The sequence below is a fragment of the Thomasclavelia sp. genome (assembly GCF_047249845.1).
In the GTDB taxonomy this organism is placed as follows: Bacteria; Bacillota_I; Bacilli_A; order Erysipelotrichales; family Coprobacillaceae; genus Thomasclavelia.
In genome coordinates, this window is sequence record NZ_JBKTWO010000036.1 from 14,852 (window position 1) to 27,932 (window position 13,081).

The 13,081-nt window shown below is 29.9% G+C and carries 17 protein-coding genes; 10 read left to right on the forward strand and 7 right to left on the reverse strand.

Annotated elements, in window-relative coordinates:
• The first annotated feature begins 100 nt into the window (after positions 1-100).
• Entirely contained in the window at positions 101-1,129 is a 1,029-nt protein-coding gene (locus ACLR9T_RS09720) for a glycoside hydrolase family 25 protein (RefSeq protein WP_413109346.1), read from the forward strand.
• A 1-nt stretch (position 1,130) separates the two neighbouring features.
• Here the strand turns inward: ACLR9T_RS09720 and ACLR9T_RS09725 are convergent, their stop codons facing one another.
• The 6 genes from ACLR9T_RS09725 to ACLR9T_RS09750 all read right to left on the reverse strand — a co-directional run bounded on the left by ACLR9T_RS09725 (position 1,131) and on the right by ACLR9T_RS09750 (position 5,408).
• On the reverse strand, positions 1,131-1,631 hold the full coding sequence (locus ACLR9T_RS09725) for a ferritin-like domain-containing protein (protein WP_413109347.1): 501 nt from the start codon (positions 1,629-1,631) through the stop codon (positions 1,131-1,133).
• 62 nt (positions 1,632-1,693) lie between these two features.
• On the reverse strand, positions 1,694-2,446 hold the full coding sequence (locus ACLR9T_RS09730; protein ID WP_413109348.1) for an ABC transporter permease: 753 nt from the start codon (positions 2,444-2,446) through the stop codon (positions 1,694-1,696).
• Positions 2,443-3,342: an ABC transporter ATP-binding protein gene (locus tag ACLR9T_RS09735; RefSeq protein WP_413109349.1), complete on the reverse strand. Its 900-nt coding sequence runs from the start codon at positions 3,340-3,342 to the stop codon at positions 2,443-2,445. The genes ACLR9T_RS09730 and ACLR9T_RS09735 overlap by 4 nt, the downstream gene beginning before the upstream one ends.
• A 1-nt stretch (position 3,343) precedes the next feature.
• Positions 3,344-3,538, reverse strand: coding sequence for a PLDc N-terminal domain-containing protein (locus tag ACLR9T_RS09740; protein WP_413109350.1), 195 nt, complete (start codon positions 3,536-3,538; stop codon positions 3,344-3,346).
• A 1-nt stretch (position 3,539) separates the two neighbouring features.
• Entirely contained in the window at positions 3,540-4,643 is a 1,104-nt protein-coding gene (locus ACLR9T_RS09745) for a helix-turn-helix domain-containing protein (protein ID WP_413109351.1), read from the reverse strand.
• Positions 4,644-4,913: 270 nt separating this feature from the next.
• Positions 4,914-5,408, reverse strand: a complete 495-nt coding sequence (locus tag ACLR9T_RS09750; protein ID WP_413109352.1) for a GNAT family N-acetyltransferase — start codon at positions 5,406-5,408, stop codon at positions 4,914-4,916.
• 117 nt (positions 5,409-5,525) lie between these two features.
• Between ACLR9T_RS09750 and ACLR9T_RS09755 the strand changes: the two genes are divergently transcribed.
• Positions 5,526-6,308, forward strand: coding sequence for an HD domain-containing protein (locus ACLR9T_RS09755; protein WP_413109353.1), 783 nt, complete (start codon positions 5,526-5,528; stop codon positions 6,306-6,308).
• A 46-nt stretch (positions 6,309-6,354) separates the two neighbouring features.
• Here the strand turns inward: ACLR9T_RS09755 and ACLR9T_RS09760 are convergent, their stop codons facing one another.
• Positions 6,355-7,251 carry a radical SAM protein gene (locus ACLR9T_RS09760; protein ID WP_413109354.1) on the reverse strand — a complete coding sequence of 299 codons (897 nt, stop codon included), beginning with the start codon at positions 7,249-7,251 and terminating at the stop codon, positions 6,355-6,357.
• A gap of 210 nt (positions 7,252-7,461) precedes the next feature.
• Between ACLR9T_RS09760 and acpP the strand changes: the two genes are divergently transcribed.
• The 8 genes from acpP to ACLR9T_RS09800 form a co-directional block, all read left to right on the forward strand.
• The gene (gene acpP / locus ACLR9T_RS09765; protein ID WP_413109355.1) at positions 7,462-7,689 is read left to right on the forward strand and encodes an acyl carrier protein; all 228 of its coding nucleotides are present in this window, start codon (positions 7,462-7,464) and stop codon (positions 7,687-7,689) included.
• Positions 7,690-7,808: 119 nt separating this feature from the next.
• On the forward strand, positions 7,809-8,261 hold the full coding sequence (gene accB, locus ACLR9T_RS09770) for an acetyl-CoA carboxylase biotin carboxyl carrier protein (RefSeq protein WP_413109356.1): 453 nt from the start codon (positions 7,809-7,811) through the stop codon (positions 8,259-8,261).
• A 5-nt stretch (positions 8,262-8,266) separates the two neighbouring features.
• Entirely contained in the window at positions 8,267-9,619 is a 1,353-nt protein-coding gene (locus ACLR9T_RS09775) for an acetyl-CoA carboxylase biotin carboxylase subunit (protein ID WP_413109357.1), read from the forward strand.
• A gap of 3 nt (positions 9,620-9,622) precedes the next feature.
• Positions 9,623-10,495 (forward strand): acetyl-CoA carboxylase, carboxyltransferase subunit beta, encoded by an 873-nt coding sequence (gene accD, locus ACLR9T_RS09780; RefSeq protein WP_413109358.1) that lies wholly within the window; start codon positions 9,623-9,625, stop codon positions 10,493-10,495.
• Positions 10,495-11,445, forward strand: a complete 951-nt coding sequence (locus tag ACLR9T_RS09785; RefSeq protein ID WP_413109359.1) for an acetyl-CoA carboxylase carboxyltransferase subunit alpha — start codon at positions 10,495-10,497, stop codon at positions 11,443-11,445. Before accD ends, ACLR9T_RS09785 begins: the two co-directional genes overlap by 1 nt.
• Entirely contained in the window at positions 11,438-11,899 is a 462-nt protein-coding gene (locus ACLR9T_RS09790) for a MarR family winged helix-turn-helix transcriptional regulator (protein WP_413109360.1), read from the forward strand. The genes ACLR9T_RS09785 and ACLR9T_RS09790 overlap by 8 nt, the downstream gene beginning before the upstream one ends.
• Before the next feature lie 8 nt (positions 11,900-11,907).
• The gene (locus ACLR9T_RS09795; protein WP_413109361.1) at positions 11,908-12,849 is read left to right on the forward strand and encodes a beta-ketoacyl-ACP synthase III; all 942 of its coding nucleotides are present in this window, start codon (positions 11,908-11,910) and stop codon (positions 12,847-12,849) included.
• 3 nt (positions 12,850-12,852) lie between these two features.
• On the forward strand, positions 12,853-13,081 hold a 229-nt coding region (locus ACLR9T_RS09800; protein WP_413109362.1), incomplete at its 3' end, for a nitronate monooxygenase.

The following is a 13,081-nucleotide window of genomic DNA, read 5'->3' on the forward strand; positions in this document are numbered from 1 at the left end:
ATAACACAATATTTTTATTTTATCATTAAAATGATAAAAATGTTGTTTAAGTCACACATTTTTTTTAAATCTTCATATATTAAAATTGGGAGGAAAAATAATGGCACAGAGAACAGATGTATTGACATATGGAATTGATGTCTCACAATATCAGGGATTAATTGATTGGGAGGTAGCAAAAGATCATATAGATTTTGCTATTATTAGATGTGGTTATGGTCAAGATATTCCAGGTCAGGATGATAATTTATTTAAACGAAATGCTGATGAGTGTACAAGATTAGGAATTCCGTTTGGAGTATATTTATATTCATATGCAAAAAATAGTAGTGATGCAAAAGGTGAAGCTCGACACGTAATGCGATTAGTTAAAAATTATAAAATGGCGTATCCAATATACTATGATTTGGAAGATGAAAATACTACTGGAAAACAATCAAACGAAGTGATTGCTAATATTGCTAAAACATTTGCTGATGAGTTGGAAGCAAATGGTTATTTTGTAGGAATGTATGCTTCATTATACTGGTGGAGAACAAAACTTACTAGTAGTATATTTGATCAATATACACGTTGGGTTGCTAATTATGCATCAGAACTAAATTTTGATAAACCATATGATATGTGGCAATTTTCTTCAACAGGTAGAGTAGAAGGAGTACCATCGATTGTTGATGAAAATTATTGCTACGAGGATTTTCCTGCAATAATCAAAGCTGCTGGAAAAAATAACTTTGATAAAAATACGCCTGTAGAACGATATAATATAGGTGATACAGTTAGATTTAATTATGTTTTTTTAACAAGTGAATCTACTAATCCATTACGACCATATCGAAATGTAGGAAGAATTACTAGAATTGTTAGAAATGCACGTAATCCATATCTTATCGGAGAAGATCAAGGGTGGGTTAATGATCAAGTAATTGAGGGAAGAGTTAATTATTTGTCAAATCCAGACTATGTAGGTGATAGTTTTGTTAATGCATTAAAACAAATTGGTGAAGATATTAGTTTTGAAAATCGACGGCGTATTGCAAACTTAAATGGAATAACTAATTACGTTGGTAGTGCAGCTCAAAACCTAGAATTATTACAGTTATTAAAAGAAGGGAGACTAATTAGTTAGTTTATCTAACTAATTTAGCCTCCCATTGTTTTAGGATTTTAATATGCAATTCTTCATCTTCGATAATTCGTTTTAAAATAGCTACAATATGTGGATCTTTAATTACACGAGCTTGATACATATATTTTTCAATTGCTTGATATTCATTGTCAATTGCAGTTTGAAGAACTTCAGAAACTTGATTAGGATAATTTAGATATGATGGTGACCAATAACTACATTGATCATCTAGACAACTCCACCATCGGGGATTCATTCCTAGTTTTAATGATAATTCCATAAAGATATCTAAATGATGCATTTCGACCATTGAAATATTTAAAAATGTTTGCTTTAGATCAATAAAATCCTCTCCTGCAATAGCATGATCATAAATATATTGACAAATGGCAGATGTTTCAGAATTCATACCACCAACATTATCAAGAATCATTAATCCGTATGTTTCATTTGGTGCTGTAACCTCTATTTTAGGATAGGGTTTATTTACTTTATATTCCATAGTTTCACCTCATTTGAAAATATGCAAATTAGAGGTAAATATGAGTAGAATAATAATATATGTTATACTTCTTGATGATTAAAGATATTAATGCTACAAATTATACATCCAATCGTTAAAATAGTAGTAATTATTATATTGATTGTGCAAGTTATTGTAGTATTTGTCATGATGTTGTTACTGTTGGCAAATAATACAATGGGATTATAGTCACTTAAAATATTAAATCCATTTAAAAATAATCCAATGATCATTACAATACCTGCTAATAATAATCCACCATAATTATTTTTAATTAAAAGATTTCCTAAAATAATTAGAGAAATAATAAAGATTCCAAAGAGCCATAGTGCAAATAAAGCAATTGGTAAATTTGCAAGATAACCAGTAAAATAATAACAATTGTAACCCCAAGTAATAACTATACTAAGTACATATAATATTGTCCACAAACTACTTAGAGCAATAAACTTAGATAAAATAACTGATTGACGCTTTAACCCTTTGGTTAGTAAATTAATAAGTGTGCTTTGATTAATTTCCCGATTAATGCAATTACTAAAAATAATTGTAAAAATGATTAATGCTATTTGTCCAATATTTTTAAAAAATTGCATCCAGGAATCAATAACTGTTGGAATAGGGATAGTGATAGAAACATCATTTAAAAATTGTTCAAATAACCATGGTGTCATTTTAGCGATCAAAGGATTTGATATACCCAAAATAGCAAAAACAGCAACTAAAATAATTAGTTTATGTTCACGAATATATTCAAGATACTCCTTTTTTATAAGAATAAAGATAGTTTTCATAATACCGCCTCCAAAAATAAATCTTCTATTGAGGGTTCAGTGATTTCGATAATTTGAGGTAGTAGATGATGTTGAGTTAAAGTAGTTAAAGTATCCAATTGTAATTGTTTTAAGTCATTAGAATTAAAAATCATTTTTAAATGATCAAGAGTATAATTAGTGAAATATGGTAGTGCATTTTGTAAATCAGTTTGATTAGCCCATTGAATCATTAATTTAGTTTTACCATAATTACGCTTTAATTCATCCATTTGACCATTAATTACCACTTTTCCATTATTTATAATTGCTACATAATCGCATATTCTTTCTATGTCACTAAGAATATGGGTTGAAAATAGAACAGTGGTTTCTTTTTTTACTTTAATAAGAATATCTAATATTTCTTTGCGTCCTTTGGGATCTAATGCACTAGTTGGCTCATCGCAAATTAGAACCTTAGGTTTATTTAAAAGTGCCTGAACAATTCCTAATCGCTGTTTCATGCCCCGAGAGTATGTGCCGATTCGTTGGTAATTATCCTGTAAATCAACCAAAGTAAGTAAATTTTGACTACGCGTACTTATTTCTTTTTTATCCAATCCTGTAATTTCACCACATAGTTTTAAATATTCAAAAGCGTTTAGATGATTATAAAATGATGGAACATCTGGTAGGTATCCGATATATTGATTGGTTTTGTTTTGACCAAAGGTTACAGGCTGATTGCAAACACTGATACTTCCTTCATCAATTTTTAATAAACCTAGAATCATTTTCATTGTTGTTGTTTTACCTTGACCATTTTTTCCTAGAAAACCATAAATACAGTTTTGAGGAATAGTTAAATTTAAATCGGTAATTACATGATGATTTCCAAATGATTTTTTTAAATGAGATATTTCAATGATATTCATTTTATTCACCCTTTCCTATAATAAAGTATGCAATGACACCAAAGTATTGAAATAAACATATAACAAAAATCCATAAGACTTTATTACCGCATTTATAATTGGGATGTTTTAAAACATGATATACTGAATAAATTTGTAAACATACTTGAATAAAAACAAGAGGAATGATGATTGGTAAAAATTCATTAAGATTCATGTTAGTGTCCTCCTAAGTGCTGTGCTAGTTTATCAACGAGCTGACGATATTCTATGTTATTTTGAAGTTGTTCAAAGATTGGAGCAACTAAAACTTCTTTAATTGATTCAATAATTGCAGTATCACTGCGAGGTGCAATAATTCCTAAATCTAAGTTATTTAGCCAATTGTCAAGATAATCAAAGTATTTGTCACCTGATAAAACAAGTGGAAATTTAAGCGTAATTGCTACATCAACATATTTTTTTAAATATGTTAAAGCTTGAAGTGGAACATTTTGATTAATGCTGACCATCGCGAGGTTAGCATAAACAGATAAAATTATACTTGGATGTACCTTTTCAAGTTCATATATATCAATTAATTTGAGCAGGCGTGTAGTTGCAGATCTTACTCGAGGTATATCATTGCTGTTAAAGTAAATATAACTAGTAATATTTTGTAATAAGGCTAAAATATACTGGTATTGATAAACTTGTAGAATTTCGGTTGCTTCATCATGTTTATTTAACATTATATAGGCTTGAGCAATAGTTGTATCATTGACGATTAAGGGCTGCTTTATTTCAGGAAAAAGTTCAATAATATCAAGTGGGCGGTTCAATGCTAAAAGAACAGTACTTTGGAATTGTTTGCTTTGATGATAAATATTTATATCATTACATTCCATAGCTATTCGTGTTGCTAAATTATTTATTTCTTCATAAATATCTTGTGGATTTTTAGCTAGATTAGCATGATTCATTAAAAGAATCATCATTTGTAATAATAGTTCAAAGCAAGAATAGTATTTATTGATTATTTCTTGACACTTTTGATATACTTCTTCAAATGGTTTTTTGGCAAAGTCGTTAGCTAACTGGTGATATAATTTTTTGATATCACTTTTATGCATTTGGGGCTCATAACCAATTAGTTCATCAATACTGATATTAAATAAACTGGCTAATGTAGGTAATAAAGAAATATCCGGATAACTTTGATTAGTTTCCCATTTGGAAATAGCGGCCTTGGTAATATTTAAATGCATGGCCAATTCTTCTTGGGTCATATTTTTTTCTTTTCGTTTTTGATAAATAATTTTACTAATATTAATATCTCTCATATTAATCACGCATACTCTATTATACTGTTTAATAGAGTACTATTCCTTTCTAGATAATTATTTTTAATTATCTTAATATTATTATATTTTTTATGTAAATTATTGGTAGCGAATCATAGTAAACAATAATTGATTTAATCAACTGATAGTCTACAAGATGATAATATTAATCTGAATAAAACTTAATATATTAAAGAACTGGTATTAATTAGATTATTTAGTAAAGTGTAAATTGGTTTTATTAAAAAATAAAACCTGCAGTATTGCAGGTTAAAGAATTCTTTCATATGCACGACGTGTTTCCTTATTTTCTAAATAGATAGTGCCACAGTATGTAAAACCATTTTTAGTTAAAAAGCGTTGCATTGATAAATTATCATCATGAGTATCTATTCGAATACTCGACATTCCTGGATATAGTTTGATTGCTTCATCAATAATTATTTTAGCTAAGCTATTACCTTTATAATCATTTCGAATTGCAATCCTGTGAATTACGATATAGTCAGCAGTTTGAAGCCATTTTCCCTCAATATAATTATAGTTTGGTTCAGCTGCTTTGGAAATCATCGCCGTTGCAATAATTTCACCATCAATATCAAGTACATATGCTTCTTGTTGCTTGATATCATTAATAATAGAAGTTTCATTAGGATAACCATCTTGCCATTGATTAATTCCTTGTTCTTTAAAATATGTTTTAGCTTGATTGATAATTTTCATCACGGCATCTAAATCACTAGTTGTAGTTAATCTTAATTTCATCTAATCACATCCTTGTTTATTAATATAACATAACTATAGGAAAATAGAAATTATTAGTTAGTAAAATGGTAGAGAAATGTTGATAAAGAGAATATAATGGTAACTGGAGGTGATTAGATGATTGATCTAATAAATGCAAAAAGAGTATTTGATGAATATGTTAATGATTTTGATAAGAGTAATTCTAAGATTATTTTAAAAATAGAGCATACTTATCGAGTTATGGAAGCTTCTAAAAATGTTGCAATATCGCTGAATTTATCTCAAGATGAAGTTGAGTTAGCTACATTGATTGGTTTATTGCATGATATTGGAAGATTTGAGCAATTAAAGCGTTATAATTGTTTTATTGATAGTAAAACTATTGATCATGCCCAATTAGGGGTACAAATTTTATTTGATAATAATTTAATTGATAAATTTAATATAGATCAAAATAACTATAAATTAATTTATAAAGCAATTTTTAATCACAATAAATATAAAGTAGCTAAAGATTTAACTGAACATGAGTTACTTCATTGTAAAATAATTAGAGATGCAGATAAAATTGATATTTTTAAAACAGGACTTATTGAGACTTTTGAAGCATTTTTAGATGTTTCTCAAAGTATTTTAGAAAATGATGTTATTAGTGAATCAATATATGAAACATTTATGAACAGTAAATCAATTCTTAGTACGACACGTAAAACAGATTTGGATCGTTGGGTATCGTTTATAGCCTTGATTTTTGATTTGAACTATCAATATAGCTGTAATTTTGTTTATCAGCAGGATTATATTACAAAATTAGTACAACGACTTAATTATAAAAATAGTGATACATATAAAAAAATGATAAATATAATGAAACATGCTAATAATTATTTAAGTAATTATAGTGACATTAATAAGTAAAATACAAATTATTAAGGATCATTTAGGGAAGTTTATGAGAAATTATTTAAAATAAACTTAATTGTTTAGGAGATGCGGGCATTTGTTTATAACCCTTTATAATGTCTTCCATCTTATAAGTTAAATTATAATTGTGACATTCTTTAATGAATAGTTTTTTTAATTCATAAATTCGAGGGCTATTACATAAATAATTATTGCCAAACTGTTTTATATAGAGCTCTTTAATACCAGGAAATAATTGATCAAGCTGATTATAAAAATATTCACGTTGACGATCGCGTAAAGTAACACCAAACATGGGATAGATAAAGCTAGCATTAGCTAAATGTGCTTGATAGACAATTTCTTTAATGTTTTCTGGAGTATCATTAATAAATGGTAAAATTGGTGTCATTAAAATTCCAGCATAGATATTTTGCTGTCGTAACTGTTTAATTGTTTCAAAACGTTTTGATGATAATGAGACATTTTGTTCGATTTTTTTAGATAGCTGATCGTTTCCACAAGTAATCGTCATACAAATTAAAACAGGTTGTTTAGCATTAATATGTTTTAATATTTCAAGGTCATGAACAATAGTATGGCTTTTAGTTGTTATCATAACACCAAAACCAGTTTGGTTAATTATTTTTAGAGCTTGATGGGTTATCTTCAATTGTTGTTCATAATGATTATAAGGGTCTGACATTGCACCAATAGCGATAACACCTTTTCTTTTTTTGGTACAAAGTTCTTTTGAAAGTAACGATATGACATTTTGCTTTATTTTAACTTGGTTGAAATTTTCAACGTGATAGCATTCGCTTCTACTGTCACAATAAATACAACCATGATGACAACCTTGATAAAGATTCATGTTATAGTCGAATCCAAACCAAAAATGTTTTTTATCTGCTTTGTTTTGGACAATAGTTTTAGCTTTTATTTCAGGTATTTTCATTAGTAAAATCCTCCTAAAAAAGACTATAACATAAAAAAATGACGATTAAAACATAAAAAAATCAGAAAAAAATTATCTTGAAACACCTTGATTTTACTTGTGTTTTTATTAATTCGTGGAGTTTCGCTAAAAGTTTTGAACATCAAACTATTTACAAATGTTTTGTTTTTGTTATAATGTACGCGTAATATACACGAGGAGGAAGAAAACGTGGAATTTGAAAAAGTAAAAGAAATAATTGTTGATTCTTTAAGCTGTGATGAAGATGCAGTAACTTTAGAAGCTAATTTAAAAGAAGATTTAGATGCTGATTCACTAGATGCAGTTGAACTAATTATGGCAGTTGAAGAAGAATTTGATATTGAAATACCAGATGATAAAGCTGCTGAAATCAAAACAGTTCAAGATATCGTAGATTATATTAAAGCAAACGCTTAAAATTATTACCCAGGATAACTGGGTAATAATTTTACTAAAAAAATATTTTGATGTTCAAAGTATGAACATTTATTTTTTTAATAAAATTTACTTTGATATTCAAAACAAAGGAGAATACCATGAAAATAGACTTAGTAAAACAACTTATTAATGAATTTGAAAACTCAGAAGTTTTTAAAATGAAAGTAGAAATAGATGATATAAAGTTAGAGTTAGAAAAAACTCCAATAGCACCAGTAAATGTAGTAAATACTCCTATTGCACCTGTTACAACTCAAGTAACAAATACTGAGATTGTAAATAGTACGCCAATTAAAGAGGAACCTGAAATAAGTGGAACACCTGTAAAATCACCAATCGTGGGAGTTTATTATGCTTCTAGTTCACCAACTGCTAAACCTTATGTGGAAGTAGGAAGTAAAGTAAAAACTGGGCAAGTTTTGTGTATTGTTGAAGCAATGAAAGTTATGAATGAGATTAAAGCACCAATTGATGGAACTGTTACATCAATTATGGCTAACACTGAAGATTTAGTGGAATATGATCAAGTATTGATGATCATTGAAGGGTAATTGTTATGTTTAAACGAATTTTAATTGCTAACCGTGGCGAAATTGCGGTAAGAATTATTCGAACTTGTCAAGAGTTGGGAATTGAGGCAGTGGCAGTTTATTCAAATGTTGATAGTACTTCATTGCATGTACAGTTAGCTGATCATGCAGTTTGTATTGGTCCGGCTAAAGCGACGGATAGTTATTTAAATATGAAAAATATTTTAAGTGTTGCAACAGCGCTTGGATGTGATGCGATTCATCCTGGATTTGGTTTTTTATCTGAAAATTCAACGTTTGCTCGTTTAGTTGAGGAATGTGGTATTACTTTTATCGGACCAAGTGGTGATGTTATTGACATGATGGGAAATAAAAGTATGGCACGTCAAAAAATGATTGAGGCTGGGGTACCGGTTGTACCTGGAAGTGATGGTAGTGTAAATACATTAGAAGAAGCAAAAATGGCTGCTAATCAGATTGGTTATCCAGTTTTAATTAAAGCGTCAGCAGGTGGTGGCGGACGTGGAATGCGTAAGGCCTTTAGTGAAGAAGAATTTGATGATGCATATTTAACTGCTAAAGCAGAAGCAAAAGCTTGTTTTGGAGATGATGATATGTATTTAGAAAAATTAGTTTTAAATCCTAAGCATATTGAATTTCAAATTTTAGCAGATAATTATGGTAATGTAATTCATTTGGGAGAACGTGATTGTTCGATTCAGCGTCGTAATCAAAAGATGATTGAAGAAGCACCAAGTAAGGCCTTAACTCCATTGCTTCGTCAAAAAATGGGTGAGGATGCTATTAAAGCGGCTAAGGGAGCAGGTTATCGTAATGCTGGAACAATTGAATATGTTCTTGACCAAGATGGAAACTATTATTTTATTGAAATGAATACAAGGATTCAGGTAGAACATCCAATTACTGAAATGGTGACAGGAGTGGATTTGATTAGAGAACAAATTAGAATAGCTGCTAATCAAAAGTTAACTTATAAACAAAGTGATATTCATTTAAATGGACATGCAATAGAATGTCGTATTAATGCTGAAAATCCTCGAGAAGGATTTAGACCATGTCCAGGTACAGTTAATAGTGTACATTTACCTGGAGGGCTTGGTGTAAGGATAGATACAACTTTATATCAAGGATATAAGGTATCATCACACTATGATTCAATGATTGCTAAAGTAATTGTACATGGTTCTAATCGTTTAGAAGCAATTCGAAGAATGCGTAGAGTTTTGGCAGAACTAGTTATTGATGGAATTGATACAAATCAAGAATTACAGTATTTGATCTTGCATACAGGTGAATATGTAAAAGGAAATTTCGATACTAGTTTTATTGAAAATAACTTAGATAAGTTGGTGGGATAATAAATGGAAGAGTTATTTAAAGCGCGAAAAGAGAAATTAAATTTATTTAAATCAATTCGTAATAAAATGCAGGATAAAAAAAGAATTGATGTACCTGATGGTATTTATACCAAGTGTGATACTTGTGGAGAATCAATTTTGAGTGAAGACTTAAAAGAAAATTATTATGTTTGTCCCAAATGTGGAGCGCATTTAAAGATGCGTGCTTACACAAGATTGAATCTTTTATATGATGGGGGAAGATATAAAGAGTTATATAAGGGTATTAAATCTAATGATCCGTTAATGTTTCCAGGTTATAAAAATAAATTAGAAAAATTAGAGGAAACAACTAGTCTTGGCGAAGCGGTTGTTTGTGCAACTGGAAAAATTGATGGAAAAAAGATAATTGTTTGTGTAATGGATTCACGTTTTTTAATGGGGAGTATGTCAGGAGCAGTAGGTGAAAAGATTACCAAAGCTATTGAGCATGCAACAAAGCGGAAATGTCCAATTATCATCTTTACTACTTCAGGAGGGGCCAGAATGCAAGAGGGGATTATTTCACTAATGCAAATGGCTAAAACTAGTGCAGCATTAGCAAAACATCATGAAGCGGGACTATTATATATATCATACATTACTCATCCTACAACAGGTGGGGTAACTGCTTCGTTTGCGATGTTAGGCGATATAATAATTGGGGAACCAAAAGCCTTGATAGGTTTTGCAGGACCACGGGTAATTGAATCAACAATTAAACAGAAATTACCTGAAGGTTTTCAAAGAACAGAGTTTATGCAAGATCAGGGTTTTATTGATATGATCGTAGAACGCTCTAAAATGCGGGAAACAATTATTAGGTTATTAAAAATGCATAGCAGGGGGGCACAATAATGTCGCTGCAGGAAAAAGAAATTAAAATTAAAGAAATTGAATTAGAATTGTTAAAGTTAAAAGATGATCAAGAAATAGATCATACATTACAAATTCAGGATTTAGAAAATACTAAAATAAAAATAGAAGCTGAAGCTTATCAAAATATCAGTGCTTATGATCGTGTTTATCTTGCACGGAAGGCTGATCGACCAAATGTTTACGAATATATTGATAATCTATTTGATGATTTTATCGAATTACATGGTGATCGTTTGTACAAAGATGATGGTTCGATTGTCGGCGGTCTAGCAATATTCAACAATATTCCATGTACAGTAATTGGTCATTTAAAAGGACGAACTTTAGAAGAAAATCTTCAGTGTAATTTCGGAATGTCTTCACCAGAAGGATATCGTAAGGCAATGCGCTTGATGAAACAAGCAGAAAAATTTAATCGTCCAATTATTACTTTTGTTGATACACCAGGAGCATATCCTGGGTTAAAGGCAGAAAAACATGGAATTGGCGAAGCAATTGCACGTAATTTAATGGAAATGTCACAATTAACTGTACCAATTATTGTAATTGTAATTGGTGAAGGTGGAAGTGGTGGAGCATTGGCTTTAAGTATTGGTGATCGTATGGTGATGTTAGAAAACAGTGTTTATTCAGTTTTATCACCAGAAGGATTTTCTTCGATTCTATGGAAAGATAAAGATGGTTCAAGAGTTCAAGAAGCTGCTGAGTTAATGAAATTAACAGCTGAAGATTTATATGAAATGAAAATTATTGATAAAATTATTAAAGAACCACGTGGAGGAATTACAAAAAACCGAGAGTATGTATATAAACGTTTAAGAATATATCTTCGAGATAATTTAGAAGAATTAATGAAGTTATCAAAAACATCATTAGTAAATAAACGTTATAACAAATTTAGAGAAATGGGTCGAATTACTAATGACTAATCGCGATATTTTAAATCGAGAGTTAATTAATCATCTGTTTGTAAGATTATTTAATCAAATACTAGATATTGAAACTCAATATATGGTTGGCCATGGAGTTGAAGATTTAAGTTTGTCTGAGTTGCATATTATTGATGCAATTAGCTCACTTTCGAATCCAACTATGTCAACAATTGCTTCAAAGGCAACTTTAACTAATGGTACGATTACGACAGCAATTAAAAAATTAGAAGCTAAAGAATATGTTAAACGACGTAAAGATGATGCTGATCGTCGAGTTATTCGAGTTGAGTTAACAGCTAAAGGAAATCGTGTTTGTAAGGTTCATCATGAATTTCATGAAGAAATGGTCAGTCGAGTATGTGAGGATAGTCATGTTCTTGATGATGAGTTACTAATAAAATCTTTGCAACAGCTGGTTTATTTCTTTGAAGATATCAAAGAGAAATATTAGGAGATTATATGAATGGATTAAAAGTTATATCAACTGGTTATTATACACCACAAAAGGTTCTTGATAATTTCGATTTTGAAAAAATGGTCGAAACATCAGATGAGTGGATCGTTTCTAGAACCGGGATAAATAAAAGGCATATTGCTGAAAATGAAAGTTGTGTTGATCTTGGCTACCAAGCAGCATTAAAAGCAATTGAAAAAATAGATAAAAGTAAAATCGGTTTGATTATTTGTGCTACAATGACACCTGATTATTTTACACCGAGTACAGCTTGTTTAATTCAAGAAAAGTTGGGATTAAATGACCAAGAAGTAATGTGTTTTGATTTAAGTGCAGCATGTAGCGGTTTTGTTTACTCACTAACTGTAGCACAAGCTCTATTACAAAATCTTGATGATAAATATGCTTTAGTTATTGGAAGTGAAGAAATTTCTAAAATAATTGATTTTACGGATCGTAATACTTGTGTCTTATTTGGCGATGGAGCAGGAGCTTTGATTGTTGGTAAGGGTGAAGGTATTTTTGCAAGTTATAGTAACTCAGCTGGAAATTTAGAAGCGTTAAAAGCACCTGCTATCAGTAAAGTAAATGATAATCATTATCTTAGTATGGCTGGACAAGAAGTATTTAAGTTTGCAATTAAAGTTATTCCTGAAAGCATTAATGCGGTTTTACAAAAGGCTAATTTAACACTTGATGATATTGATTATGTTGTCTGTCATCAGGCAAATTATCGAATTATTAAAAATGTCTATAAGAAGATGAAATCATCTGAAGAAAAGTTTTATATGAATTTACAAGAATATGGGAACACATCAGCTGCCAGTATTCCTCTTGCTTTAGGTGAGATGGATGAAAAAGGACTATTAAAACCAGGAAATAAAATAATTTGTGTTGGTTTTGGTGGTGGGCTTACATGGGGAGCAACATTAATAGAATGGAGTTAGAAGATGAAATTGAATGAATTATTAAATATTAAATATCCTTTGATTCAAGGAGGAATGGCAAATATTGCTACTGGTGAATTTGCTGCTAGTGTATCTAATGCTGGGGCACTTGGTTTAATTGGTGCTGGTGGTATGGATACTGCTACACTTAAAAAGAATATTGAAATCTGTCGTAGCTTAACTGATAAACCTTTTGGTGTCAATATCATGTTGATTAATCCTTGTGCTGATG

What these genes read in the sequence shown, in the direction of transcription:
- ACLR9T_RS09720 (WP_413109346.1), top strand. Translation starts at nt 101, where the DNA reads ATGGCACAGAGAACAGATGTATTGACATATGGAATTGATGTCTCACAA.
- ACLR9T_RS09725 (WP_413109347.1), bottom strand. Translation starts at nt 1,631, where the DNA reads ATGGAATATAAAGTAAATAAACCCTATCCTAAAATAGAGGTTACAGCA.
- ACLR9T_RS09730 (WP_413109348.1), bottom strand. Translation starts at nt 2,446, where the DNA reads ATGAAAACTATCTTTATTCTTATAAAAAAGGAGTATCTTGAATATATT.
- ACLR9T_RS09735 (WP_413109349.1), bottom strand. Translation starts at nt 3,342, where the DNA reads ATGAATATCATTGAAATATCTCATTTAAAAAAATCATTTGGAAATCAT.
- ACLR9T_RS09740 (WP_413109350.1), bottom strand. Translation starts at nt 3,538, where the DNA reads ATGAATCTTAATGAATTTTTACCAATCATCATTCCTCTTGTTTTTATT.
- ACLR9T_RS09745 (WP_413109351.1), bottom strand. Translation starts at nt 4,643, where the DNA reads ATGAGAGATATTAATATTAGTAAAATTATTTATCAAAAACGAAAAGAA.
- ACLR9T_RS09750 (WP_413109352.1), bottom strand. Translation starts at nt 5,408, where the DNA reads ATGAAATTAAGATTAACTACAACTAGTGATTTAGATGCCGTGATGAAA.
- ACLR9T_RS09755 (WP_413109353.1), top strand. Translation starts at nt 5,526, where the DNA reads ATGATTGATCTAATAAATGCAAAAAGAGTATTTGATGAATATGTTAAT.
- ACLR9T_RS09760 (WP_413109354.1), bottom strand. Translation starts at nt 7,251, where the DNA reads ATGAAAATACCTGAAATAAAAGCTAAAACTATTGTCCAAAACAAAGCA.
- accB (WP_413109356.1), top strand. Translation starts at nt 7,809, where the DNA reads ATGAAAATAGACTTAGTAAAACAACTTATTAATGAATTTGAAAACTCA.
- ACLR9T_RS09775 (WP_413109357.1), top strand. Translation starts at nt 8,267, where the DNA reads ATGTTTAAACGAATTTTAATTGCTAACCGTGGCGAAATTGCGGTAAGA.
- accD (WP_413109358.1), top strand. Translation starts at nt 9,623, where the DNA reads ATGGAAGAGTTATTTAAAGCGCGAAAAGAGAAATTAAATTTATTTAAA.
- ACLR9T_RS09785 (WP_413109359.1), top strand. Translation starts at nt 10,495, where the DNA reads ATGTCGCTGCAGGAAAAAGAAATTAAAATTAAAGAAATTGAATTAGAA.
- ACLR9T_RS09790 (WP_413109360.1), top strand. Translation starts at nt 11,438, where the DNA reads ATGACTAATCGCGATATTTTAAATCGAGAGTTAATTAATCATCTGTTT.
- ACLR9T_RS09795 (WP_413109361.1), top strand. Translation starts at nt 11,908, where the DNA reads ATGAATGGATTAAAAGTTATATCAACTGGTTATTATACACCACAAAAG.